The following is a 24,709-nucleotide window of genomic DNA, read 5'->3' as shown; positions in this document are numbered from 1 at the left end:
GCGGTTGGGACAGAACCCAAGGTGGGATAAAGTAGTGCTGGCATGGACTGCCATGACAAACCATTATAGCAAGGAAAACTAATTTAACTACTGAGAGAATTTTCAACCCGTGCAGCACACCACCCGTCGACCAAACCTGCCACAATTTCGACATCCGCTGGATTTTGAGCCAATAGGTGATCCGCCTGCGACAAAGTATACAGGCTGACGTCGACCGAGCTTTTCTGTTGGTCGGTTTGCCGCAACAAATCATACAGGGTCTGCGCGTGCGAAAATGCCACAGTGCTATCTCGCAAGGAATGGATCACCAGATTAGGTACATGAGCCTCCTGTCGAGCCCGCAACAAACGTTGCTGATAGTTCGTTTTGCGAAAGTTCTGAATCATTTGTTCTCGGATTAAGAACTGCTTGCCCCCAATTTCGACCACCCCCTCGCCGTCGGATTCGATCCGCGGCTGTTTCGCGATTAGGATGTCAGCCAGATGTGCTGTGTCGCTGGGAGCTGCTAGTGTGATCACACCACGAATTCTTGCGAATGCCAAACGACTCATTTCCGATGCAGCCAGCAACGACGCGGCCCCGCCAAAACTGTGGCCAAACAGAAAATCGACGCGTTGCCCGAGCTCAGCCAACGCGCGACAGACATGCTCCAAGTCTTCGAGATTTGTGCTGAAGTTTGACTCTGCAAAATCGCCTTCGCTTTGACCAATTCCGCGGAAATCAAAACGACAGGTTGTCCAGCCTCGGTCGCTGAGTTGACGAGCCAGACGGACAATGGACTTCAAATCCTTAGAACATGTAAAGCAATGCGAAAACACGATCAGCCCACGTGAATCGATCGCAGGCCGTTCGAGAATCGCCGCCAATTGCAAGTTGCCTTCAGTCTTGAACCACAGCCTTTCGGAATTGCGAGCCATCTTATCGACTTCCTACCGCACGCAGCCCCGTGCCAACTTTGTCCTGCAACGCATCCCCTAGATCGCTTCGTGCCGCCGTCGCATGCTGCATCATCTGTTGCACTACATCGGGATGATCGGCAGCCAGATTGTTTGCTTCTCCCGGGTCACTTTCCAGATCGTACAACGCTAACACCTGCTGCTCGACTCGATACCCATGTCGTGACGCAATTCCACTTACTCCACTTTGCTCAATCGATTGAGGCTTTTGCTGGCCCCAACCTGCTGGCTTGCCATCATCTCGCGTGGGTCCCAATACGGTTAGGTAAGGATGCGGAAAATGAATCTTCCACTTGCCCATACGAATGGCATGCAACTCCCGGCCTGAATAAAGATAGATCGCAGCATGGGGGGACGGTTTGCCTTCCAACAAAACTTCACTGATATCAAGTCCATCGATCGGATTGGTAGGAACTTTTGCACTTGCGAATTTCGCCAAGGTCGGCAGAAAGTCGAAACTAGCAATCGGCGAATCGCACACTTGACCAGCGGGAATCTTATTCGGCCAAGCAGCCAACATCGGCACTCGCACACCTCCCTCATACGCCGTCAGTTTGCCTTCTCGCAATGGACCAGCACTGCCAGCATGCGAACCATAACTCAGGAAAGGGCCGTTGTCACTGGTTACGATAATCAGCGTGTTCTCAAGCAATTGATTTCGCTCCAAGGCTGCCACAATCTGCCCCACTGACCAATCTAATTCCATCATGACATCCGCGAAAAGCCCGCGTTGACTTTTCCCGCTGAAATCATCCGATGCAAAGATGGGCACGTGCGGCATGACATGCGGCACATAGCAAAAGAACGGTACATCTTTTGAATCTTCAACAAACCTAATAGCCTCTTGAGTCAGACGTTGTGTAAATAGCTTTTGGTCTGGGTCCAGTTCAATCACATCGCGATCGCGATACAACGGTAAAGCGGGCATGGAATCAGCCAGCACTGGATGATACTTTGTATTGTCATTGGAGTAGGGGATTCCAAACCAAGTGGTAAACCCATGGTCCAGCGGATTAAAGAGTTCCGGATTACCCAAATGCCATTTCCCAAACATCCCCGTGCGATATCCCGCTTGCTGCAACAGTTCCGGCAATAGTTCTTCATCAGGATGAATGCCAGTGCGACTGGTGTGATTCAGTGCTCCTTCCAATCCAAGACGATTGGCGTAGCAGCCACTCAGCAGTGAAGCCCGCGAAGCAGTGCACACCGCCTGAGAGACGTAGAAACTAGTAAACCTAGTCCCGATTTCTGCCAACGCATCAATGTTTGGAGTGGGCATGGCTTCCTGCCGAAAGCAATGAAAGTCCCCGTAGCCAAGATCATCGAAAAAAATCAGTACGATGTTAGGCTGCCGCTGGTCTTGTGCATAAATGTCGACTATGTGGAAATTCTGCCAAACTAGCGAAATCATCGCCAAAAACGCGGAACGAAGAACAGTGGGCATGAACGTATCGCTCCAAGTGGTAAGCCGAAAGTATGTATAAAGCGGTCTGAATGGTTTAACGATTATGACCGTAAGCGATTTCATTTCAACCAGCAAGTATGGTCTTCATCTTTGTAGCTGCCTAAAAATAGATAGGGGTCAAAAGAGCTTTTCACACAAGGCGGCCCATGTGGGCTATACTTGAGTTCCCACCTTGACCCTGCCAAAATTGCTATTGCAGTCTGCTATGCATCGTATTCTTGCTCTACTAATCCTACATTTCACTTTTACCTACGTATCCTCGGCATGGGTAGTCGGCCAGCAGATCGCGGCTGACGAGGCAGAATGGTTTGAGAATCATGTCCGTCCTATATTGGCTGAGCAATGCCAGTCGTGTCATAGCCGCGAGGTCGGCAAGTCAAGCGGTGGATTGAGTTTTGATTCGCGCCAGGACTTGCTCAAAGGCGGTGAAAGCGGACCGGCTATCGAACTGGATGCTCCTGAAGATAGCTTACTGATTTCTGCGATCCGTCGCGAATCTTATGAAATGCCACCCGAGAAGCCATTGCCAAACGACCAACAAGCAATTCTGGTCGAGTGGGTGAAACGCGGTGCCCCCTGGCCAACTTACGATATTGATCCCGATTCGCCAACCGCTTGGCAACATCAACGCGCCCGTCAGCATTGGGCATGGAAGCCAACCGCGAAAGTGGATTTGCCTATGTCACTGCTAGAAGCAGCCCCCCCCATGGGTCCGCCATTAGAACTGCGACACGCCATCGACGCGCTGATCGACGATAAACTCAAAGAGTTGAACTTGAGCGCTGCGGAGCAAGCCGATGCGCTCACCATTCTGCGACGACTGCACATCGACCTAGTCGGTATCCCACCCACGCTGGAACAAGTCGAAGCATTCAAAGCCAAGCTCAACTCGGAGATCTCGATTGCTCAGTGTCTTGCCGACACCGCTGACCAACTTTTGCAATCAGACCAATTTGGAGTTCATTGGGGCAGGCATTGGCTGGACCTGGTTCGTTATTCTGAAACGATGGGGCATGAGTTCGATTACCCCATTCATCATGCATGGCGTTATCGAGATGCCATTATCCAGGCATTGAACGAAGATGTTCCTTATGACCGACTGGTTCAAGAACATATTGCCGGCGACTTGCTGCCGCTGCGACGTTTCGATTCAGCTAACGGCACGGACTCTTCTCTAGCAATGACAGGCTGGTGGTGGTTTGGCGATTCCGTCCAAGCTCCCGTGGATGTGCAACTGGACTATGCGACGCGTCTAGACAATCAGATTGATGTCTTCTCGAAAACCTTTCTCGGAATGACCATCGCTTGCGCTCGCTGCCATGACCACAAATTCGATGCGATTTCGGCAGCAGATTATTATGGGGTGGCAGGGATACTCAAATCTTCACGACGCTTGATTCGCCCCACCGATCCGCAACACAAGATTGCCGCACACGACCTAGAACTCAACGATCGCATCCGATCTATCGAGCGCTCGCTGCAGGACGAAAGCCTGTTCCAATCGGTTGATAACTCAACTGTCCACCAATGGCTTAATACTTTGCTGTCCAAGCTAGAAGGTGACGAAGCTCTCAATTCTTCTTTGGCGAACGTCAGCCATCCGCTGGCCTGGCTCCGTGTACTTCCAAGCAACGACCCCAACCAAGCCTGGCAACAACTTGCCGATTCGATCCGCAGCGCAGAAATGTCTTATCAAGACTGGATCAGCCGTAGCTCACTGATGGCAGATTTTCGACAAGGACTGCCAGTCGGCTGGAAGATCATCTCGGATAGTACCAGCAGGGTCGACCAGACCTCGCGATTCGATTGGCTCCAAGAAATCATCCCTGTGCAGCGAGCTTCTAATATATTCCGAAGCAACTGGATAAGCCCGCACCAGCAAATCATCGTCCAATCCCCTGAATTCGCTGTCACCCATCCGACGATAAACATTCTTGCACGTGGCGTCGACAGCACCAGCACGATCCATGTGGCTGGCTTTTATATGCAAGAGTTCCATCAACTGCTTTTTGGCGACATGCGGAAACCGATTCAAGCTAAGCATGGCAGCCGGTGGTTGAATCACCAAGGTGACCTGCAAAAGTATCTCAATCAACTTGCATACCTTTCGTTGGAAGATCGCGGGGCAGGCTGGTTTGCGATTGAAGAGATTCGATCCGCGGACTCACGACCGCCAGCTTATGTCTCCAAATCACTTCGAACACTTGTGGACGCAGTGTCCCGGTCGAAGGACTCGCTTCCCAACGCCGTTGCTGCTTATCTGCGTCAGCAACTGGAAGCGTTTGAGCAAGACCAGTCCGCAGTTGATTCCGATATGCTGCTTGCCTTGCACGAACTGAGTGTCCAACTCCAAGTCCCCAGCATTGTTAAGCTGAATGAAAGCTTCGAACGTCAGCAGTCAGAGTTGATCGCTTTTGCGAAACAGCGCCCGGAGCCTGTGCCGATTCTTTCGATCCATGATGGTTCGGCCATTGACTCGCCGATCTATGTTCGAGGTGATCCGCATCAGCATGGCGATCTTGCTCCTCGTGGTTGTTTTCGCGAGATACTGAATCAACCACCGATGCCCAGCGACGGAAGCGGCCGCTTAGAACTAGCTCAGTTTTTGGTTCAACCCGAAAATCCACTGACGGCCCGCGTGATGGTGAATCGAGTTTGGAGCAAACTGTTGGGCAACGGATTGGTCTCAACGCCTGATAATTTTGGCGTCCTAGGGGCTCGCCCCTCGCATCCCAAGCTGCTGGACTACATGACACAGCAATTCATTCGCGACGGCTGGTCGGTGAAAAAGTTGATTCGCGATATCGTACTGACGCAAGCGTATCAGCGAAGTTCGGCTCCGACTGCGCAGCAGCAACAATGGGATCCCGATGGAAAATGGCTCAGCTATCGCAACGTGCAACGTTTTTCCGCAGAATCGATTCGCGATAGTTTGACTCAGTTCGCTGGCCGACTGGATCTAAGTCTCGCTGGCCCCTCGGTGCCTGTCCATCTAACTTCGATGATGACAGGCCGCGGGCGGCCCGGCAGCAGCGGGCCGTTAGATGGCAATAACCGTCGAGCAATCTTTATTGAAGTGCGTCGCAATTTCCTTAACCCTTTTCTACTCGCCTTCGATTATCCACTTCCCAGCACGACCGTGGGGCAACGCAGCCGCGCGAACGTACCAGCGCAGTCGTTGAGTATGCTGAATGATCCGTTGGTCGAGCTGTCTGCAACCCGCTGGGTGGAAAAAAACATCAGTCAGTCAGAAGCAATCGGCCACGATGAGTCGAAGCGGAGTATTCAATCACTATTTAAACAGGCGTTTAGCCGAGATGCAGACGATGCGGAGATCGAAGTTTGCTTAGAGTCCCTTCGCGAACATCCCGATGGTGCATTTTCACAGCCCGCATGGATTGATTTGGTCATGGCAGTGCTCAATTCAAAAGAGTTTATCTTTGTTCGTTAGAACGTTGAGCGAAAGATTATGATGCAGGACTTTACCTTGAAACACTCTCGAACTCATACTCGACGTGCATTACTGCAACGCTGGGGCTGTGGTTTTGGCAGCGTCGCTTTGTCTTGGTTGTTAGCTAACGATCAAGTTTCCGCTAATGAAGCTTTGCAGGCTACTTCGCGTACGCATCATCAGCCGCGAGCCAAGCGGGTCATCTTTTTGTATATGGATGGCGGTCCAGCTCAGATGGATACGTTTGACCCCAAGCCCGCGCTGGACAAATTGAACGGCCAGCCTTTTCCTGTCACTAAAGAGCCTACTCAGTTTGACAACAACGGTTCGACGCTGGCTTCTCCGTGGAAGTTTCAGCAATATGGCCAAAGCGGACTGTGGATTAGCGATCTGTTTCCAAATCTCGCAAAGCATGCCGATAAACTTTGCGTCGCGCGATCAATGACCAGCCAGTTCAGTGAACACACTAGCGCCAATTACTTCCTCCATACGGGACTTGGCATTGCCGGTCGGCCAAGCATGGGAGCGTGGGCAGTATACGGACTTGGCAGCGAAACAGAAAACCTTCCTGGCTTTGTCGTCATCAATGGCGGTCTGACGCCTCCCGGAGGCTTGGATAATTTCGCCAGCGGATTTTTGCCGCCAACCTTTCAAGGCTCCACGTTCGCACCGAGCGGCGAAGCGATCGCTAATCTGAAAGCGGCCAGCCACGTAACAGCCGATCGAATTCGCATCCGCCGCGAAACTTTGGCTCGATTGGACTCGTCATTTCAGCAGCGCAACGGAGCGTCTAGCGCGATTGACGGAGCGATCGCGAATTACGAACTAGCCTATCAAATGCAAACGGCAGTTCCAGAAGCCAGCGATCTAACGCAAGAATCCTCCGACACTCTTCAAATGTATGGCGTTGATCATCCCAACAAAGCACTCGCTGTCTTTGCACGTGAGTGCCTACTCGCAAGACGCTTAGCGGAACGAGGCGTGCGTTTCATCGAACTGACTTGCCCGGCCATTGCGGGCCACGATCGCTGGGACCAACACAGCAAACTGCAACAAGGTCATCAGGATAACGCAACTGCCGTAGACCAACCCATGGCCGCTTTGCTTCAGGACTTGGACCAACGTGGAATGCTGGATGATACCCTGGTCGTGTGGGCAGGCGAGTTTGGGCGAACGCCATTTGCACAAGGCTCCGATGGTCGGGACCATAACCCTTTTGCATTTTCGATATGGCTGGCAGGGGGTGGGGTCAAAGGCGGCTTTGCCTATGGCGCAACCGACGAATTTGGGTACAAAGTGGTCGAGAACCCAGTCGAGATCCATGACTTGCATGCCACTATGCTTCACTTGCTGGGCATCAATCACGAGCGATTGACCTTTCGCTTTGGCGGTCGCGATCACCGACTGACAGACGTGCACGGTAAAGTGATCTACGACTGGCTGGCCTAAGCCCATACAATCGAGTATTTCGCTTCCCTTCTGCAACAGCGTCATCCGCTCAAAAAACATGAGTTCAACAACATTGCAAGATATCACGGTTCCCAACCCAGACAACGTTCTAGAGTTGCTAGAAAACTTCCGCAGATCCAAGATCATGTTCGCAGCGGTCAAGCTAGGTGTGTTTGACGCACTGCGAGAATCGCCACAGAGTGCTGCTGCGATTGCAGATCGACTACATTGTGATGCAGATGCCATGCAACGTTTATTGAATGCGTGTGTTGGCCTGAACTTGTTGACCCAGCAAGATGGCCTGTATGCCAATACGGCCAGTGCGACCGCTTATTTAACAGCCGATTCGCCCAGACGTATGACGGGCTATATCAACTATAGCAACGATGTAATGTGGAAGATGTGGGGCAATCTCGAAGGTGCGATCCGGGAAGGCACTCATCGATGGAAGGAAACATTCGGCTGGGATGAACCAATATTCTCGAGCTTTTTCAAAGACGATAATGCAAAACGTGAATTCTTGATGGGCATGCATGGCTTTGGCAAGATAACGTCGCCCGTCATCGTCAACGCAGTAGACCTCAGCCAATTCCAACATATGGTTGATCTTGGAGGAGCAACAGGACATTGGACCATAGCGGCCTGCGAACGTTGGCCCAACCTGCGTGGCACAGTGTTTGATCTACCGGCCGCGATTCCATTGGCTCACGAAATGATCTCGCAAAGTCCCGCTGCTGAGCGCATCCAAGCGGTGGGGGGCGATTTCTTTACAGATGACTTACCCGCTGGAGATTTATACGCATTGGGACGAATCCTGCACGACTGGAGTGCAGACAAGATTGATACGCTTTTACGTCGAATCTTCAACGCGTTGCCCAGCGGAGGCGCGGTGATGATTGGAGAAAAACTGTTGCATGAATCGCTGGATGGACCTCGTTGGGCAACGCTGCAGGACATCAATATGTTGATCGTCACCGAAGGAAAGGAACGCAGTTTGACGCAGTATGCAAACCTGCTTCGTCAGATAGGATTCAGCCAAATCCTAGGCTGCAAAACACAAGTCCCGTTGGATGTCATCCTCGCATACAAGCCGTAAACACTGCAGATTTGTTCCGCTTCTGACTGCCGACGCAGATGAGCGCATAATTCTACCGTCATTTTCGACCACGATTTCAAAGCTATAATCGGGATATGAAATCACTTCCGATTGTTTTGAGCTTTTTGGCAAATCCAGGTCGACGACGCAACCTACTTGCGCTTGGGAAACTGCTGATCGTCTTTGTCATCATGGTCGCCGTCTTTTCGGTTGTTTTCCATCTTCTAATGAACATGGAAGGCCAAAGCCACTCTTGGGCGACGGGGGTCTACTGGGTCATGGTCGTCATGTCGACCCTCGGGTTTGGCGATATCACTTTCCAGTCAGACATGGGCAGACTGTTTTCGGTTATTGTTTTGCTGTCCGGTTCAGTGTTCATGCTGATGCTGTTGCCATTTATGTTCATCCAGTTCTTCTATGTCCCTTGGCTGGAAGCTCAAGCGTCCGCGCGCGCACCGCGTGAACTTTCCAGCAGGATTTCGGGGCACGTGATTTTGACCGGCCTAGGATCTGTCGAACGCTCGCTGATCCGAATGCTGCAACGTGAAAGCTGGAATTATGTTTTGCTGGTAGGTGAACTCACCGAAGCGCTGCGTCTGTATGACGAGGGTTATTCCGTCATGCTCGGCGAAATAGACGACCCTAACACTTACTTGCAAGCGCGCGCACAACACGCGTCGCTGGTCGTTGCAGCCCAACACGATACGACCAACACGAACATTGCATTTACCGTCCGTGAAATCTCCAGTGCCGTGTCGATCGTCGCGGTGGCTTCAGCCCAAGCTTCTATCGATATCTTGGAACTGGCGGGATGTAATCAAGTCCTACAGTTGGGCGAACTGCTAGGGCAATCTTTTGCCCGCCGCGTGTTCGGACAAGATGCCCGCAGCACCGTCGTCGGGGAGTTCGGGAAATTGTTGATCGCCGAAGCATCCGCTGTGGGAACACCGATGGGCGGTCGAACTTTAAAAGAGATTCGACTGACCGATCATGCCAAAGTCAATGTCATCGGTGTCTGGAATCGGGGGCAGTTTACGATTGCGGGCCCCGACACCGTCATCGAATCCAGTACCGTGTTGTTGCTTGCGGGCACGCGTGCAGAACTGGATGAATACGACACGCTGTTTTGTCTTTACCGTGCCCAAAATCCATCAGCCATCATTCTGGGCGCTGGCCGCGTTGGCAGAGCAGTCGGCAAAGTGTTGAAGGCGAGGGGAACGGACTATCGAATCGTAGACAGAAACCCCGAACGCATTCGAGATCCGGAGCATTACATCCTGGGCGATGCAGCAGAGTTGGACGTCTTGGAGAAGGCGGGCATCATGCACTGCACCTCGGTCGTCATTACAACGCATGATGACGACGTGAATGTCTACTTGGCCATCTACTGCCGCCGTCTGCGACCCGATGTCCAGATTCTTGCACGGGCAAACTTAGACCGCAACGTTTCGACACTCCATCGTGCTGGAGCGGACTACGTGATGTCTTACGCTTCGACAGGAGCCAGCCGCATCTTCAACATACTTAAACGCGGCAACTCGATATTGCTAGCCGAAGGCTTGGATGTTTTCCGAGTGCCAGTTCCATCCGCTCTGCTTGGCAAGACGTTGGCGGAAAGCCGATTTCGTCAATCGACAGGCTGTAATATAGTGGCGATTGAAGCGAACGGAGATTTCAATGCTAGGCCAGCTCCCGACACCGTGCTCAGTGGTGACATGCAACTGGTAATCGTCGGTGACACCGAAGCGGAAAAGAAGTTTTATGAAACCATGAAATTTGAGAACAACCAGCATTAAGCCTGTAAGTCTGGCATTGAGAGTGAAAAATCGTGAAGTCCAGAAGAACGCGTCGCCAGGCATATTACTCGACTTTTGCATGCACCTAGGGACACATTGACTAGCTTTACTAGTTGACTTTTTGTCTTGTAAAAATGATGGTGCCGAAGCATGTCCCCCATGCAGCCAGCAACACTAGCGGGATAATCAAGAGATCGATTCGAATGTTGTATTTGTTCGGCATATAGATGTTTGAAACCAGGAATGCAACGCTGGAAATCGATGAAAGACTAATTGCCAAGACAACCGCTAAGATGCGATTGACCAGGAGAATGATCCAGGGAAATATCACGGCAAAACTTCCACAGATTAAGGCGATCCACATCGACGCCAGAGCGAATCTTTCACCGTCCATATTTCCAACCACTTGTCAAACGACCCTACTCAGTAGATTTGGCTAGCACCAACTACTTGGAAAAACTAAGTGAAAAAAAAGCACGCAAAGGCGCAGAGCTCGCCAAGTCCCAACAAGCGACAGTTTGCGAGCGTCGTGCCTTTGCGCAATATTTGGCGAGCGGAAATACGACGCTCGTCACGACAATTACAATAGCACGGGTTGGCATTCACTCAGGAGTCACCACTGAGGGCAATCTTAAAAGAAGACGATAGCTCCCGCAATCACTAACGTATTCGCTATTTTTGTCTGTCGCAAGCCCCATAGAATCGCTTGCTCAATTGGCTTTTAAAGATGAAGACCGTGGCCATCAGGAATACTCCAAGCGGGACATGGGCGAGAAATGTCAAGTCGTTCACTCGGATCTCGTTGCGTTTCTGCCAGAAAGCAAGATGAAAGGTTCGCCTATCGTTGACAGTAGGATCATTGGTAAATTCGAGGCGAGTCAAACGACCATCCCGCTTGTCATACTCTAACAAATACGTCCTGTGGATAAGGGTTGTAAAATATTCATAGGTAATGGAAGCCCCAGGATGGCCTCCAACGACGCTAAAGTGAGCAGGCTTCCCGCCGTGACGCATAATCGCAGAAACAGCTTCATCGAAGCGATCGCCGACGCGTATCGTCGTCGGACGAAAGCAATACCCCGCAATCACGTAAAGAATCAAGGCGAGCACAGCAAAGCTTTTCTTTCCCAATATCACTGCTTGCCCACTCTTTCGATTTCTTTGCAGCTCACGGCCCGCTGATCTTGCCCTTGAAATTGAACTCGATCCCTCACCGAAACCTGCGCTAGCTTAAACGTTTATTAGATGACGCAATCCAACAGATGCGTGCCGACCGCGACAGCGGCCAACGACCGCACGAGTCTGTCTTGTTCGTCTATTTGATGCTTAGGCAAGTTTTGCTTTTGTCTAAGTTCTAGTATACCGGCAAACTGCTTGCGATGCGTTGTAATCGGACAACGGTAGACGAATCCGTCGTCACTGCGAACTTGGACTGGTCGGGTGAACGATTCAAGTTTCGAGCACACTTCAGCGTTTGGAAGCTGAATATTCGAACGCCCCCAATGAGCAACCAGTTTCAGTTGCCCCCCCGTCAAAGATTTGTGTTCCATCAACATCAATCGGATCGACTCAACTTGCAAAAATGTAGCGACGCCATCAACAAGCAATTGGCATAATTCTATCCGTGAACTCGCAAGATGAAGGCTATCAAGGAATGCTGGAAGCCGTAGAAACTGCTCGTCTGAAAGAAGAGACTTCGGCTTTTCTGGGATCTGCACCCAAGCGAAATGTCCGCAGCTTGGACACACCGAATCCGACGGCGGATCAGAAACCAGCACGAGACTGATCTTCCCACAAATTTTGCATTTTAGTGGTTCGCCCTCAGGCGTACGCGTTGCAGGCATACTCAAAACTTCGGAACATACGTTGATCGTTTGGAAAAAGCCACCTTGACGCAAGCTGCGTCGACAAAGTCGCGGCAGCTATTGCTAGTAACCCCGTCCGAAAAGCTTAGCTGAATGTTGCAGTATGCCCGAACGCGTCTCTCGAAAAAATCTTCTGGTCATCGCCACTGCTTGCTGCGTTGAGACACGCGCCGAAGCGTCATAATTAAGACACACATTTGTGGGCTTTGTTCGCGAGGTTTACAGTCCAATCCGTCATTATAGTAAAGCTCTCCTACGCCGTTTGAAGCTTTTAAGCAATCGCCGTCGGTTCCATGCCTTCCACTTTGAGCTCCAGGTCTCACGGAAGAACTCAGGCCAGTGAAAACAGTCTCATGTCTCGAACACATTATTCGATAAACATTTAGGCTGGCCGCACCGTAATACACTCAAATATCGCAAGTATCTTGTTGTCTCGCAAATAGATCTCAAAACCAACCCTTCCGTGGACTCCTTCTACTATATTAGCGGGAGGTTCAAGTGCAAAATATAGGCTGCGATCACCTTCTTGGAATTCAAGATCTACGTATTGCCCAGCAGAGTATATAGTTGCAGTTCGTATTTGATCCGTACTTTTGATCTCCAGTGTGTTGGGTGATGCAAGCCGCTTGTAAGAACCGTTATACAAAATTCGCTCCTTGCTATCGAGCTTATACGATGCGAGTTCTTCAAGATCTAAGTGATCACCGATGTCAGCACCAATCAGGGCCTGATTCGATTGCAATGCTTGGAGTAAATATGCATTTGCGAGCTGACTCTTACGCAGAAAAAGCGACTTCGCAATCTCGGCATTTCGAACTACCAACATTGTTCGCAACGACAGAACGATACATGCCGCAAACATGACGGCAACTAACATGGTGCGAAGAGAAAATTGTGGGGAGGCTGATTTCATGGGTACTCTTAAGACTCTCTTCTCTTTGAAAAATACTACTTTCGTAAGTGGGATATCGTTCCCCAATCCCCCCGGCCGCCATCCACGGTTCTATCGAACCGCGTTGCCAGCCTATATCGATGCAAGCACAGCTAAGAGAGGCGAGAGCCTACGGGAAATGGAAACTCGCAATGCCTAGCCCTAGAACTTCAAAGAGCCATTCTACTCTATTGAACTGCTCGCAAGATACAGACTAGATACGATGGCGCCTGCGACCAACATTAACTTAACGCCGCGAGTGAACCGACGAGTGCGTGGCGACCAGCTTCGCCCGATGAAATCTCCCATCTCGAAGCAACTGATTTGTCGCAACAATGTCAATCCTGGCTCCACCGCGACTCTTGGGCGAGTGGCAGGAAAAAATTTACCATAGGGGATTTGTCAGAATTCCATTCGCAGCCTAAGAGGGGCCGCGTCACAGCCAACAGACACAACAAACGCTGGGAGATGCTCAGGCGGTGAAACGACACCTTGCAGTTTCACTTAGCAAAATACGCTGACAACTGCTATCGTGTCACCCATCCTTGCTTGCACGTACTCTTGATCTCACAATTTGACAGCGAAAAAGCAATTCTCCGTCATTTTTCGCCACTGCGTCGAGCGAAGCCTGCGAACTTGCGACACGTGCCGCCCAAGACCTCCAAGGGGTCCTAAACCCACTAGAAATGACTCTTGCAGCGAATAAGCCGACCTAAAGAACTACGGGGGAGTTCGATAACGCCCGTAAAAAACACAACCCGTTTCCCTCGATTTACACGAGGAAAACGGGTTGAGATGGAAAAAAAGTCAAGCGGAGAGGACAGGATTCGAACCTGCGGACCAGTTTGACCCGGTCGCTTCATTAGCAATGAAGTGCTTTCGACCACTCAGCCACCTCTCCGTGTCGGCTTCATCGACCTATGGGCCGTGCCAACAGGTGCGTATTCTTCTCGAATTTCCGCCAAGTTGCAAGTCGACTTCGCTAGCAGTTGGCAATTTTCATTCGGACGGCTATATTTTCGACCTTTTCCACTCCCGATGTTGCCGGAGCAATCCGCGCTTCCGCAAACTTTACTCACTGAGACTAGGTTGATGTCCGCAAAGATTTATTACGACGACGATGCAGATTTAGGGGCCCTTAAAGGAAAAACCGTAGCGATTCTGGGCTACGGCTCGCAAGGACACGCACAAGCTCAAAACCTTCGCGATAGCGGCGTCAGCGTCATTATCGGACAACGCCCAGGCAGCAAGAATTACGATCTTGCTGTCAGCCATGGCTTTCAGCCGATGTCCGTGGATGATGCTACCGCCAAAGCTGACGTCGTGAATATCCTCCTGCCGGATGAAGTCCAGGGCGATATCTACCGCGAGAACATCAAGCCGAACTTGAAGCCAGGCAACATTTTGATGTGTTCACACGGCTTCAATATGCATTTCGGCCAAGTTGAACCGCCGGCTGGCGTCGAAGCCATGTTGGTTGCCCCCAAAGGCCCTGGGCACTTGGTTCGCAGCGAATATGTCAAAGGCGGCGGCGTACCAAGCTTGCTGGCACTCTGGAAAGATGCGGGCGAAAAGACCAAAGCTGTTGGACTTGCGTACGCCAAAGGCATCGGTGGCACGCGCGGTGGCGTTATTCAAACCACTTTCGCAGAAGAAACCGAAACAGACCTCTTCGGCGAACAAGTGGTTCTGTGCGGTGGAGTGAGCGAATTGGTGCGTGCTGGCTTCGATACCTTAGTAGAAGCTGGCTATCAGCCCGAAATGGCATACTTCGAATGCTTGCATGAACTCAAGCTGATCGTCGATCTTTTCTATCAAGGTGGCTTGAACTACATGCGTTACAGCGTGTCGAACACTGCCGAGTACGGCGATTACACTCGCGGACCGCGAATCGTCACCGAAGAAACTCGCAAGGAAATGAAGAAGATTTTGACCGAGATCCAGAACGGCACTTTTGCTCGCGACTGGATTATGGAAAACAAAGCTGGCGCTCCGTTCTTCAAATCGACTCGCCGTCTCCAACGCGAGCACTTGATCGAGAAAGTTGGCCGCAAACTACGTTCGTTGATGAAATGGATCGACGCGAAAGAACCTGAGTAATCAGCCGTCTTCGGCTGGTAGCAGCCTCGCTGAACGTTTGTTAAAATTGCCAAGGCTGATTCACGTCGTGAGTCAGCCTTTTTGCATTAAAGGTTCTCGGCAAAGGGACGTGCGAAGATGAACAAGATCGATCTTAGCCAACTGTCTAAGTACAAGCAGCGTGCACTGAAGCTATCAACGTTGGCTTTAGAATCGATTCGATTGGCGATCTACCCGCCGATCTGTCAAATCTGTGACAGCCCCTCGGCATCGTTACAAGCTGTCTGCCCTGCTTGTGAAGCGACCATCGGAATCATTGACCGCCCCTGCAAACGCTGCGGAGCTCCCAAGCATGCCAGCCAACCTGCGCACCAAAATCACCGAGTCGGTTGCATCCACTGCAAAAAAGGAAAATGGCCCGCTTATCAAACGTATTGTTTGGCGGTCTATCAGGGAGTTATCAAAGACGCCATCGTGGCGATGAAGCAACCGCATTCGGAAGCGCTTGGCATGTATTTTGGCCGACGCTTGGCAACCGAAGCCAGCCAACATGCCAAGCTGGATGACGCTGACTATGTGCTTTCAGTCCCGCACCACTGGTGGAAACGCATTACGCATCGCCATAACTCTTCGGAGATCTTGGCCTTGGCCGTAGCTCATGAGCTCAAGAAACCGCTTTTGATCAAAGCGCTCGATCGAACCAAGCTCGGTGTCAAGCAAGGGACGTTACTGCGTGCTGAACGAGAACGCAACATTGCGAACGCTTTCCAGTGTCACCGCGGCAGCGAGAAATTAAGAGGCAAGCATGTGGTGGTTGTCGACGACATCGTGACCACCGGGGCTACTGCCAGTGCGATTTGCAAACCGCTGAAATCCGCTGGCGTGAAAAGGATTACTTTCCTGGCCGTTGGCCGCGGCTTGAATGCCCGCTCGGGACAGAACAACCAAAAGCAGACGCAGGATATTGATGCTCACACGTAAACCGCTCCGTCGTTCGAGCCGCATTGGTTGCGTTCTAGGTGTCGGCTTTGACAAAGATGCATCTGCAAACTAGCGGTCTACTTGGTCGGCTGCAGTTGGCTTTGAATCCAAGCTTCCAACTCTTCCCAATCTACCGGAGGCAAAGTCGACAGGTCGGGCCGCAACTTTACTGCTTCCCGAACGTAGATATGTTCAATCTCCGACTGGCTTTTTGGTGTATTCCACAGCAGTAAGATACGGATGCAACGCGGCAGCGATCCAGGAACTGAAATCTCGTAGCCGCACAACAACGGCACATCCAACCAGCCCAACTGCCGAGCGGCTAATGCAGGAAACTCGGTCTTCAAATCGCTGGTGACAGTAAACGTAGCGCTCGCAATATCCGCAGAATCGATTTCATTCATACGAATCATTAGCGCCAGCAACTGACGAGTTGCTTTCAAGATCTCCTCTTTGGAATCTTCGGGCACCGTCGTTGCGCCTCGCACTCCACGACAATACATATTCATTTTTCCACCAGTAATCATCTATAAAACCGACTGTTTCCCACAGTTACCTGAATTCCCAGCAAGATAACACGCATTTCCAATGGTGGCTATCGCTGACGCACCCCAGAGAGGGCTGCAATCGACACTGAGGCCCATTGAAATCTTGAGTTCGACCGGGTTTTCCGTAAGTTCCTTCGCACTGCCTGTCCCCGTAAGTTACAATAACACGGTCTGGCCCGTCGTCTCTTCCATCTCGCAGACACATGAAAACCATGAATATCGTTCGAAGCTCGGCCGTTTCCGCTTTGACTTGCTGCTGCGGATTCCTGGCTGCTCCCATCACCAGTCACGCTCAGGACCAAATCTATTTGTCCAACGGCACCCACATGGTTGGAAAACAGATTTCTGAAGATCCAAAGACGGCAATTTCTGAAGTGGAGCTAGAAAACGGAATCCAAATCGCATTGCCTCGGTCGCAAGTGAAAGCGGTGGTCGTTGCCAACGACGCCGCCAAATTTTATTTGAAGAACGCTGGAGTAGCCCCCGACACTCTGGAAGCTCACCAATCCATTGTCAATTTTCTCAACAAAGCAGGACTGAGCGACATCGCTGCGGCGCATTACCAACGCATCGTCGAACTGGACCCAAGCAATCGCAGTGCGTGGCGGGTATTGAACTACAACCAAACGTCCGGTGGTTGGGTGCCCAGCGAACGGTATTGGAAAGCCAAAGGGATGGTGCGCGATGGCATCCGTTGGCGCACCCCCCAAGATCTTGCCATTGCGACGGTACTCGAAGAACGCAAGCGGTCCGCTTCCGAGATGAAACGTAAGATCGATTCAAGTCTTCGCGAATTGAATTCGACGGGGCGTCGAGCGGAGGAAGCTCAGCGGTTCTTCGCTGACCTACGCGAGGCCGCGGCGTTGCCTCACTTAGTAAAACTCATGGAGGACGAGCCCGATGAGAAACGGCGATTGTTTCTGCTGGACGTCATCATGCGATTGGATGCCAAATCCCTTACCACCGCCGTGATTAAAATCATGGTACGTGATGATAGCATGCAAGTTCGCGATCGCTGCGTTGATTACTTGTTGGCCAATCGATCTGAAGTCGCGATCCAGCAATTGCTTCAATACTTGAGCAACAGCAGTCCAGACAAGGATCGTCCTGAAACGATTAATCGCGCCGCCGAAGTGCTGGGCATAATCGGTGACGAGCGTTGCATCCCCAGATTAATCGATGTGTTGGTAACCAAGCATATTGTAGAAGTTGGCCCTGACACCAACACGAATGTGGCGTTTCAAAACAATGGCGCGATGAATTTTTCGCCTCAGTCGAAAAAGCAACGCGTGGAAAGACAGAGTCGAAACAACAGTGTCTTGGGTGCGTTAAATTCGATTACCGATGCGGACCTAGGCTACGATCGTCAAGCTTGGCTGGAATGGTTCGCGAAATACTCGGCTGACACAAATCTGCAGTTGCGTCGCGATCCGTAGGCGGCAGCAAGGTCGCTCTTTTACTTGCCGGAACAGCGTAAAGCCAATCGATCAATGTCCGATTGGGTTAGTGATGTTGATCGAAATTAAGCGACCGATGCTCCGGCTTTTGGCGTTGGCTTTACTCGTTACCGGCCTACGGAGATACCGTTCGACCGCGCGGGCTTCGCATCGCGTTTCTTCGTAGGCGGCAGCATGGTCGCTCTTGTTCTTGCCGGAACAGCGTAAAGCCAATCGATCAATGTCCGATTGGGTTAGTGATGTTGATCGAAATTAAGCGACCGATGTTCCGGCTTTTGGAGTCGGCTTTACTCGTTACCGGCCTACGGACGATTGCGCGAGTTGACTTCCTAGCAGTTGCTTGATCAAGGCAACTTGCCCTGTTCGACCGGTGCAAATGAGCCCGTCAAAGCCTTCATGAATTCGACCAAGTCGGCTTTCTCTTGAGCGGTCATCTTGATCGGTTTCATCTTGTCACTCAGCCATGGATTGGCATGGCCTCCGATATCATACCACTCGACAACTTCTTCCAAAGTCTTCTGTGACCCATCGTGCATATAAGGGGGTGTCAATGCCACATTCCGAAGTGTTGGGGTCTTGAATGCGCCCTTGTCTTTTTCCTCTTTGGTCTGTGTGTAACGTCCCAAATCGGGTTCCGGTTGATTCATGCCAACGCCAAGGTTGTGATAGAGTTCGTCGGTAAAGTTCGGTCCGACATGGCATGCGGCACAGTTAGCACGGGCGGTAAAGAACAGCTCACGACCTCGCTTGGCCGATTCGCTCATCGGATTAGCGTCCGATGCTTTCTTCAATGCCACGTACCTGTCGTACAACTCTTGATCGTCCTCTTTCAACGCCTCCAAATCTTCGATGTCGTCTGCGAATTGTTCTTCAAAGCGGCGCAGCGCTTCAAAATAATCGTAGGGAGCTGCACCCGTCACAATTGTGCGTTCGAAAGCCGCAATCGCTCGGCCAACATCATCGATGTTCACGTCGCGTCCGAAAACCTTTTCGAACTGCACCTTGTACACAGGGTTGCTAGCCAACATCATGACTGCTTTCTCGTGCGTGTTCCCCATTTCAATCGGATTCGCAATGGGGCCAACGGCTTGAGCTTCCAAGGAGTCGGCTCTTCCATCCCAAAATTGAGCCTTACTCAAGATACGATTATATGAAGTCGGCGAATTGCGATTTCCGGTTTGGTCGCGCACACCAACACCAAACTGTGTTTCTTTAGCGTACCCAGAATCTGGGTGATGGCAATCAGCACAAGATACCGTACCGTCGGAGGACAACCGGCGATCAAAATATAACTGTCGCCCCAACTCGATTTTCGCTTTGGTCAACGGATTATCCTCTGGGATATAAACCGACTGCTTGCCCGCATCCAACCCAACTGGCAAAACCACTTCTAATGGCCGGTGGTTCGATTCGTCGGACAGGTAAGCTCGAACCTCATCCAACGTCAATTGGTCACCCTTAGCGATCCCCAGATGAGTGGCAGGATTGCTTAGGTCCAGCGTTTCGGCTTGGCTCGTCGTGCAGGAGAGAAAACCTACTAGGAGTACAGATAACAATCTTTTCATAGCGAGATAAAATTCAGAAGGAAACAAGGCAGGAAAACCAATATCGTTGCGGTTCGAGATTAACCCAAAAATGCGTCATGTGAAGCCCCGAAACGAATCATAGTGGCCGATGTATAATATACCGAGCCTCAAGTCTGCCAATAGTTACAATCTCGGCGGCAGATTGATCCGATTGATCCTGCGTCGCTTTGACGCAGCAAGCAGCATCCACCAAATCCGCAACCAGATTTGGCGAGGCTTCCTATTCTGGCTATAACTGCTCGCCATAGGACTCACGCTAAAGAGGGTCTGGGGCTCTGGCGACAAAGCCTAGCACTGAACTTTTCACGTCATTAATTCGGGTTGGACACGATGCTTTTAAACTCAATTCGTTGGCTTCGGGTGATTGGACTGGCAGAAGGCGTCTCCTACCTCGCGCTGCTCGGAGTTGCCATGCCCTTGAAATATTTGGCAGGCCAGCCCATGGCGGTCAAGATCGTGGGCATGCTGCACGGTGTGTTATTCGTGATGTTCGTTGCCGCCGTGTTCTGGGTCGCCTTTAAGCGGCAGTGGCCCAAGCTGAAGGTTGCCGAAGCGATTTTTGCTTCGTTGTATCCATTCGGCACCTTCATTTTTGATCGCAAGCTTAAGCAGGATGAACAACAACTGCTGGCAACAGCAACCAACGGCTAACTGCTTCAGCAAGTCGGCCGCTATCAAGGCTTCTGAAGCTCAAAAATATGGATATTCGCATCCGAGCTTTGGAACGAAACCGCCAATCGATTCCCGTCGCGGGCGAACTGGAGCGCTTTAACGGTCATCGTCGAGTCGAAGACCACTCTGGCTAGCGGCTCGCGCTGCAGGACGTCCAACAATAAAACATTGCCGCGTCCGGATACGGCGAGCCAGCGATTGTTGGGATGAAAAACGAGGTCCGTCAAGCGATCAGGCTTTACGTTATAAATCTTGGAAGCAGGTTTTAGCGTCCTGCAATCCATCCAGTAGATATCCTGATACTCCGCCAGCACGCACTGGCTGCCATCGGGACTAAAGCATGCGGACCGAGCACTGCGCGCTCCCACATCTTGCTCTGCCACGATTGACGCATCGCGCAGCGAAAATTGAATTAGCTTCTCGCCATTGATCGCCAACGCAGTGGTACCTTCGTTGGGCAACCAAATCGCCAAGGGTTCGCGTTTGAAATGTTGCAGCAGCTTTGTTTGGCTAGGAATCGCTAGCGTCTGCCACGCAATCGTACCATCTTTGCCCCCACTGGCGACAAACGGATGACGAGGGCTGCGTGCTAGGACATGGGCACCTTTCGCATGGCGGTACATCGCTCCGCCGTGCTGCAAGCGACCTTGCTGGTTCACTTGGAACATCGCAGTTTCGCCGGAGTAAGTTGTTGCAATCAAGTGGCTGTCATCAAAGGAAAATGTGAGTGCTGTAAAGTTACGCAAGCCATCGAGATTCTTTATTTCCGAGATCGTCTCGCCGCTGCTTGCGTCAAACAATGTGAGCGTATCGTCGATCTTACCTGCCGCTAGCCACTTCCCGTGATGGCTCCACGCTAGCGATTCATAGCCCCAACTATTGCGGGGAACTTTGACGGTGGGCTCAAGCTTCAGCTTCGGTTCAAACGCTTCAAAACGCTCGCGAGTGGGCCGTGCCAGTGGCGTCGGATCAGTTTGCGGTGGCTCGGTATCCGCTGGCTCGATAGCCGGTGGCGATGATAACATCGCTTCCGCATTTGGTGGTTCCGCGGCTTGGCTAGGTGGTGCCATGACACTTGCGAAAGGATCGCCGACTGCTGGCTGCGTTGAGTTCGGTTCGACAGTCACGCTGGGTGACGGCACCGTAGGTTTCAAGATATCCCTAGCGACTGGCTCACTGCTACGCACTAGATCTGGCTGCAGTTCGGAAGGAGTTTCAAAAGGGTTTTGTTCAAGCGCTCGCTCGGGAAAGAACGCCAGCAAGTCCTCCTTCTTTCTTAAGCGATAGTGGTCTTGCAGTTCCTGATACTTCGTAACGTAGCCAGTCATAATGTCGCCATACATCACGGTGCCTTTTAAGGCTACGGCCAAGTCTGCATCTTCTGGCAACGAATCTTTTACTGTTAACTGAGCGACGGTCCATGCGAACTGAGCCAACTGCTCCTTCGCCTCCTTGGAGAATTTCCGATACTCTGGAACATGGACCAGAAACAGAGCTCGATCCTCATGCAGTTCTACATAGGTGATGAACTGTCCGCTTGTCAATTGAAACAATGGCTTCTTGCCTTTCGAGAACGCGGACTCTCGAACATCCAGCATCATCTCGGAAAACGATTCGGCTATTCGAATCGCTTCTGGGCTGTTGCCCCGGCCGGGCGAGCCCCCTTGCAGAGCTAAGATCTGGCGTTCCGCGTTTTGAAAGCGAAGCTTGGCGTCGGCATCTGCATCAACCGGAAAGCCATCAGAATCGGTCAGCCTCGCTTCTGATGAGTTCATTTCTTGAGATGTGCCACGCTGATATACCATCACCAACGATGATCCCACCAAAACGATAGAACCTAAGAGCACCGGATAAGCGATCGCTAACGATGCGATCGACAAACCTCGTCCGTCCAGGCGACCATCGGATTTCGCGATCTTGCTAAGAGTTAGATGGCCCAGCACAATGGCAACGATTGATGCGGGAATCGAACTGTAGCACAAGCAGATCAACGCCGGTGACAGAACCGCCAAAATGAAGGCAACAATTGCAGTCGAAGATGTTTGCGATACGGGTTGCTGTGCGCCGTTGAAATAGAGACTAGGCGCAGGAGAGTTTGGATCGCTGGTAGGAGCAACAAAAATGCTGCCGCAATGCGAACAAACGTTCTGACAACTAGTTGTTTTAACTGGGAATATCGGAATGAAGAACAGCGTGAACCAAACCTTGTTGGTCTGGAACTGGATATCTCGACTAGTCTGACAGACGGGGCAATTGCTGTGATGGACGTGCGAGACTTTTCCGCGTGTTTGCCAGCCAAAAATAATCATGATGTTGTACTCTTGGACCAATCGCTCTAGCCGTACGGCCTACCAGTATGCCACTCAGTTAACCGGACCTAAATTCTACTCATTTCCATCTCCGGTTGGGATCGCGTGGGAATAATGGACGCCGTGCTTGGCAACACTGGATTTTGTTACACAATGGCGAACTCAATTCAGACAATCAAATCTCAAACAGCTACCCTTCATGACGAAATCTACCAGCGAATTGCGAACCATTCAGCTTTACACTGACGGGGCTTGCAGCGGCAACCCAGGGCCGGGCGGTTGGGCTTACGTATTACGCGATGGTCCAACCGGGAAAGAGCGCGAGGACAGCGGTGGCGAACGAGAAACGACGAATAACCGCATGGAGATGACGGCTGTGGTCATGGGACTTTCAGCGCTTGCGAGGCCTTGCCGTGTCGAACTCTACTCGGATAGCAAATATGTTTTGGATGGACTCAAGTCGTGGATTAAAGGCTGGAAGAAGAACAACTGGGTGCGTCGAACACCCAAGGGGCAAGAGCCGGTGAAGAACGTTGATTTGTGGAAGCAGCTAGATCAATTAATTTCGAAACATCAAATGGTTTATCATCACGTCGCTGGCCACAGTGGACATCCCGAAAACGAGCGTTGCGATCAGCTTGCCGTTGCGGCAGCGGCCAAAGTTCGGCGCTAGCCATGACAATTAATGCCCTGCAAGGTCAGCCCTCTTCAAACGCTTCTTTAATAGCTTGCACCACTGCAGCTCGAGTCAGGTGCCGGGCTAAAATTCCTGCCACATCGACTCGCAGTTGCTTACCGATCCAAATGGCAAGATCGACGTCTCGTACCCCCTCGAACTGATTCACGGGTTTGTCTTGGTAAAAAATGGTTTGAGCGTGATCGGAAAAACTACTTTCGTACGCATCTTCTAATGCGTCAATTAGATAGTCCGGTAAACCTCGTTGTTTACAGTACTCTAGACTCCAAATCGACTCGCCGTCGCATTCAGAGAGCCAATCAAGCAATCGGAACGCATCCATGCTGTTGTTCACTTTCCCGTTAAACTTAAAAGTGCTCGTCGCTCTCATCAAAGGCAGGCGAGCAAAGGATGACGACCTTCATCTCCCCCACCGCTCGATGCTTCACACCCGGCGGAATTAAAATGGCATCCAGCGGCTTTACGGAATGCAACTGACCATCCAATTCGATCGCCGCGTTGGTTTGGCATTCAATGATGATGTAAATTTCCGTGTGCGTTTGGTGATAGTGCGCTACGGCATCGGCGGTGATCTGCGTCAGATGCACGGTGCCGGGAAAATGGGCTTGGTCAGCGAAAGCTCGTCGAGCCAGTCCGCAAGGGCAGGGCACAGGAACCAAGTCGGGCAATGACACTTTCCGCGATTCCATCGACAACCTCACTCAACCGGAATTCGCGAGGCTCTAATGACCATCAATACATATTCCAAACCTGAAAGGATGGTCAACAGTATCGCTCCCCAGACCAAAACCGCGCGTGTCCAGTACAGCCATAATGGGATTGCGGATGTCATCAACGACAGAAATACGGCGACGATCGCCGCGCACTGCAACAGCATTTTCCATTTACCAAGTTGCTTTGCGGAAAAATCCCCCCCGGCTCCTTCCACCAAACCTCGCAGCGACGTTACGAGTAGTTCTCGAGCTGCCACTACGGTCACCATCCACGGTGCAAGCCCTGCGTTGGGTTGAGCACACAAGGCGATCATGGTGCCAATGATGATCACTTTATCGACAAAGGGATCCAAAATTCGCCCCAACTTGGTAACTTGCTGGTACTTTCGAGCATACCAGCCATCGATCCAATCGGTGGTCGCAGCGATCAAGAAACAAATCATCGCTGCCATAAATGCCTGATACTCGATCAAGCCAAACACGATGCAGGCCAATACCAATCGTGCAGTCGATAGCGAATTCGGTACATTCCAAACCGTGGTGGCCATCTTTTTTGTCTGAAGCATAAGGATCCTGCACGTTTATCTGCGTACAACAGCGGCGGTTGACTTGAGGACTGGTTGCCCAGCGGTCATCGTTGCCGATGATGAATGGTTAT

Annotated in this window: 22 protein-coding genes and 1 tRNA gene; 10 read left to right on the top strand and 13 right to left on the bottom strand. The window is 51.4% G+C overall.

Translation table 11 applies throughout. From position 1 onward, the window contains the following. Positions 1–83: 83 nt before the first annotated feature. Positions 84–917, bottom strand: a complete 834-nt coding sequence (locus SH302x_RS05900; protein ID WP_479367803.1) for an alpha/beta hydrolase family protein — start codon at positions 915–917, stop codon at positions 84–86. Position 918: 1 nt separating this feature from the next. Further along, on the bottom strand, positions 919–2,400 hold the full coding sequence (locus SH302x_RS05895) for a sulfatase family protein (protein WP_479367802.1): 1,482 nt from the start codon (positions 2,398–2,400) through the stop codon (positions 919–921). Positions 2,401–2,626: 226 nt separating this feature from the next. On the opposite strand from SH302x_RS05895, the gene SH302x_RS05890 reads away from it, so the two are divergent. From SH302x_RS05890 to SH302x_RS05875, 4 genes are all read left to right on the top strand, one after another. After that, entirely contained in the window at positions 2,627–5,872 is a 3,246-nt protein-coding gene (locus SH302x_RS05890; protein WP_479367801.1) for a PSD1 and planctomycete cytochrome C domain-containing protein, read from the top strand. A 36-nt stretch (positions 5,873–5,908) separates the two neighbouring features. Next, positions 5,909–7,321 carry a DUF1501 domain-containing protein gene (locus SH302x_RS05885; RefSeq protein WP_479367800.1) on the top strand — a complete coding sequence of 471 codons (1,413 nt, stop codon included), beginning with the start codon at positions 5,909–5,911 and terminating at the stop codon, positions 7,319–7,321. A gap of 58 nt (positions 7,322–7,379) precedes the next feature. Next, on the top strand, positions 7,380–8,417 hold the full coding sequence (locus SH302x_RS05880) for a class I SAM-dependent methyltransferase (protein ID WP_479367799.1): 1,038 nt from the start codon (positions 7,380–7,382) through the stop codon (positions 8,415–8,417). Positions 8,418–8,512: 95 nt separating this feature from the next. Next, positions 8,513–10,213: a potassium channel family protein gene (locus SH302x_RS05875; RefSeq protein ID WP_479367798.1), complete on the top strand. Its 1,701-nt coding sequence runs from the start codon at positions 8,513–8,515 to the stop codon at positions 10,211–10,213. Between the two features lie 109 nt (positions 10,214–10,322). Here the strand turns inward: SH302x_RS05875 and SH302x_RS05870 are convergent, their stop codons facing one another. From SH302x_RS05870 to SH302x_RS05860, 3 genes are all read right to left on the bottom strand, one after another. Continuing rightward, on the bottom strand, positions 10,323–10,607 hold the full coding sequence (locus SH302x_RS05870; protein WP_479367797.1) for a hypothetical protein: 285 nt from the start codon (positions 10,605–10,607) through the stop codon (positions 10,323–10,325). 278 nt (positions 10,608–10,885) lie between these two features. Next, positions 10,886–11,323, bottom strand: a complete 438-nt coding sequence (locus SH302x_RS05865) for a hypothetical protein (RefSeq protein ID WP_479367796.1) — start codon at positions 11,321–11,323, stop codon at positions 10,886–10,888. A gap of 131 nt (positions 11,324–11,454) precedes the next feature. Then, positions 11,455–11,820, bottom strand: coding sequence for a hypothetical protein (locus tag SH302x_RS05860; RefSeq protein ID WP_479367795.1), 366 nt, complete (start codon positions 11,818–11,820; stop codon positions 11,455–11,457). A gap of 17 nt (positions 11,821–11,837) precedes the next feature. Between SH302x_RS05860 and SH302x_RS05855 the strand changes: the two genes are divergently transcribed. Then, positions 11,838–11,999, top strand: coding sequence for a hypothetical protein (locus tag SH302x_RS05855; protein ID WP_479367794.1), 162 nt, complete (start codon positions 11,838–11,840; stop codon positions 11,997–11,999). Positions 12,000–12,460: 461 nt separating this feature from the next. Here SH302x_RS05855 and SH302x_RS05850 read toward each other — a convergent pair whose 3' ends face one another. Together SH302x_RS05850 and SH302x_RS05845 are read right to left on the bottom strand one after the other, a co-directional pair. Beyond that, the gene (locus tag SH302x_RS05850; protein ID WP_479367793.1) at positions 12,461–12,991 is read right to left on the bottom strand and encodes a hypothetical protein; all 531 of its coding nucleotides are present in this window, start codon (positions 12,989–12,991) and stop codon (positions 12,461–12,463) included. 830 nt (positions 12,992–13,821) lie between these two features. Beyond that, positions 13,822–13,910, bottom strand: a tRNA-Ser gene (locus SH302x_RS05845). Between the two features lie 191 nt (positions 13,911–14,101). Between SH302x_RS05845 and ilvC the strand changes: the two genes are divergently transcribed. Together ilvC and SH302x_RS05835 are read left to right on the top strand one after the other, a co-directional pair. Then, positions 14,102–15,109 (top strand): ketol-acid reductoisomerase, encoded by a 1,008-nt coding sequence (ilvC, locus tag SH302x_RS05840; protein ID WP_479367792.1) that lies wholly within the window; start codon positions 14,102–14,104, stop codon positions 15,107–15,109. 117 nt (positions 15,110–15,226) lie between these two features. Further along, the gene (locus SH302x_RS05835) at positions 15,227–16,069 is read left to right on the top strand and encodes a ComF family protein (protein ID WP_479367791.1); all 843 of its coding nucleotides are present in this window, start codon (positions 15,227–15,229) and stop codon (positions 16,067–16,069) included. Between the two features lie 77 nt (positions 16,070–16,146). Here the strand turns inward: SH302x_RS05835 and aroH are convergent, their stop codons facing one another. Then, entirely contained in the window at positions 16,147–16,578 is a 432-nt protein-coding gene (gene aroH, locus SH302x_RS05830; protein WP_479367790.1) for a chorismate mutase, read from the bottom strand. 251 nt (positions 16,579–16,829) lie between these two features. Here aroH and SH302x_RS05825 point away from each other — a divergent pair, with 251 nt between their 5' ends. After that, positions 16,830–18,053 carry a HEAT repeat domain-containing protein gene (locus SH302x_RS05825; RefSeq protein WP_479367789.1) on the top strand — a complete coding sequence of 408 codons (1,224 nt, stop codon included), beginning with the start codon at positions 16,830–16,832 and terminating at the stop codon, positions 18,051–18,053. 365 nt (positions 18,054–18,418) lie between these two features. On the opposite strand, the gene SH302x_RS05820 is transcribed toward SH302x_RS05825, so the two are convergent. Continuing rightward, the gene (locus SH302x_RS05820) at positions 18,419–19,639 is read right to left on the bottom strand and encodes a cytochrome-c peroxidase (protein WP_479367788.1); all 1,221 of its coding nucleotides are present in this window, start codon (positions 19,637–19,639) and stop codon (positions 18,419–18,421) included. 351 nt (positions 19,640–19,990) lie between these two features. Between SH302x_RS05820 and SH302x_RS05815 the strand changes: the two genes are divergently transcribed. Beyond that, positions 19,991–20,311: a DUF3817 domain-containing protein gene (locus SH302x_RS05815; RefSeq protein WP_479369243.1), complete on the top strand. Its 321-nt coding sequence runs from the start codon at positions 19,991–19,993 to the stop codon at positions 20,309–20,311. A gap of 23 nt (positions 20,312–20,334) precedes the next feature. Here the strand turns inward: SH302x_RS05815 and SH302x_RS05810 are convergent, their stop codons facing one another. After that, positions 20,335–22,641: a zinc-ribbon domain-containing protein gene (locus SH302x_RS05810; protein WP_479367787.1), complete on the bottom strand. Its 2,307-nt coding sequence runs from the start codon at positions 22,639–22,641 to the stop codon at positions 20,335–20,337. 199 nt (positions 22,642–22,840) lie between these two features. On the opposite strand from SH302x_RS05810, the gene rnhA reads away from it, so the two are divergent. Next, on the top strand, positions 22,841–23,314 hold the full coding sequence (gene rnhA / locus SH302x_RS05805; protein WP_479367786.1) for a ribonuclease HI: 474 nt from the start codon (positions 22,841–22,843) through the stop codon (positions 23,312–23,314). A 25-nt stretch (positions 23,315–23,339) separates the two neighbouring features. Here rnhA and SH302x_RS05800 read toward each other — a convergent pair whose 3' ends face one another. Genes SH302x_RS05800 through pgsA form a run of 3 tightly spaced genes read right to left on the bottom strand, consistent with a single transcriptional unit; the run spans position 23,340 to position 24,617 of the window. Beyond that, the gene (locus SH302x_RS05800) at positions 23,340–23,660 is read right to left on the bottom strand and encodes a hypothetical protein (RefSeq protein ID WP_479367785.1); all 321 of its coding nucleotides are present in this window, start codon (positions 23,658–23,660) and stop codon (positions 23,340–23,342) included. A 25-nt stretch (positions 23,661–23,685) separates the two neighbouring features. Continuing rightward, positions 23,686–24,027 (bottom strand): cupin domain-containing protein, encoded by a 342-nt coding sequence (locus SH302x_RS05795; protein ID WP_479367784.1) that lies wholly within the window; start codon positions 24,025–24,027, stop codon positions 23,686–23,688. 8 nt (positions 24,028–24,035) lie between these two features. Then, positions 24,036–24,617: a CDP-diacylglycerol--glycerol-3-phosphate 3-phosphatidyltransferase gene (pgsA, locus tag SH302x_RS05790; RefSeq protein WP_479367783.1), complete on the bottom strand. Its 582-nt coding sequence runs from the start codon at positions 24,615–24,617 to the stop codon at positions 24,036–24,038. Positions 24,618–24,709: the final 92 nt, after the last annotated feature.

The sequence above is a fragment of the Njordella calcicola genome, assembly GCF_056494125.1.
The sequence above is the reverse complement of the archived record's forward strand: the minus strand, read 5'-3'. Positions and strand labels throughout refer to the sequence as shown.

Excerpts from the sequence above, each read along its gene's own strand:
- SH302x_RS05810 (WP_479367787.1), bottom strand. The coding sequence starts at position 22,641 with ATGATTATTTTTGGCTGGCAAACACGCGGAAAAGTCTCGCACGTCCAT.
- SH302x_RS05890 (WP_479367801.1), top strand. The coding sequence starts at position 2,627 with ATGCATCGTATTCTTGCTCTACTAATCCTACATTTCACTTTTACCTAC.
- pgsA (WP_479367783.1), bottom strand. The coding sequence starts at position 24,617 with ATGCTTCAGACAAAAAAGATGGCCACCACGGTTTGGAATGTACCGAAT.
- SH302x_RS05870 (WP_479367797.1), bottom strand. The coding sequence starts at position 10,607 with ATGGACGGTGAAAGATTCGCTCTGGCGTCGATGTGGATCGCCTTAATC.
- SH302x_RS05895 (WP_479367802.1), bottom strand. The coding sequence starts at position 2,400 with ATGCCCACTGTTCTTCGTTCCGCGTTTTTGGCGATGATTTCGCTAGTT.
- SH302x_RS05820 (WP_479367788.1), bottom strand. The coding sequence starts at position 19,639 with ATGAAAAGATTGTTATCTGTACTCCTAGTAGGTTTTCTCTCCTGCACG.
- SH302x_RS05795 (WP_479367784.1), bottom strand. The coding sequence starts at position 24,027 with ATGGAATCGCGGAAAGTGTCATTGCCCGACTTGGTTCCTGTGCCCTGC.
- SH302x_RS05875 (WP_479367798.1), top strand. The coding sequence starts at position 8,513 with ATGAAATCACTTCCGATTGTTTTGAGCTTTTTGGCAAATCCAGGTCGA.
- SH302x_RS05825 (WP_479367789.1), top strand. The coding sequence starts at position 16,830 with ATGAATATCGTTCGAAGCTCGGCCGTTTCCGCTTTGACTTGCTGCTGC.
- rnhA (WP_479367786.1), top strand. The coding sequence starts at position 22,841 with ATGACGAAATCTACCAGCGAATTGCGAACCATTCAGCTTTACACTGAC.
- ilvC (WP_479367792.1), top strand. The coding sequence starts at position 14,102 with ATGTCCGCAAAGATTTATTACGACGACGATGCAGATTTAGGGGCCCTT.
- SH302x_RS05880 (WP_479367799.1), top strand. The coding sequence starts at position 7,380 with ATGAGTTCAACAACATTGCAAGATATCACGGTTCCCAACCCAGACAAC.
- SH302x_RS05835 (WP_479367791.1), top strand. The coding sequence starts at position 15,227 with ATGAACAAGATCGATCTTAGCCAACTGTCTAAGTACAAGCAGCGTGCA.
- SH302x_RS05815 (WP_479369243.1), top strand. The coding sequence starts at position 19,991 with ATGCTTTTAAACTCAATTCGTTGGCTTCGGGTGATTGGACTGGCAGAA.
- SH302x_RS05850 (WP_479367793.1), bottom strand. The coding sequence starts at position 12,991 with ATGAAATCAGCCTCCCCACAATTTTCTCTTCGCACCATGTTAGTTGCC.
- SH302x_RS05800 (WP_479367785.1), bottom strand. The coding sequence starts at position 23,660 with ATGGATGCGTTCCGATTGCTTGATTGGCTCTCTGAATGCGACGGCGAG.
- aroH (WP_479367790.1), bottom strand. The coding sequence starts at position 16,578 with ATGAATATGTATTGTCGTGGAGTGCGAGGCGCAACGACGGTGCCCGAA.
- SH302x_RS05900 (WP_479367803.1), bottom strand. The coding sequence starts at position 917 with ATGGCTCGCAATTCCGAAAGGCTGTGGTTCAAGACTGAAGGCAACTTG.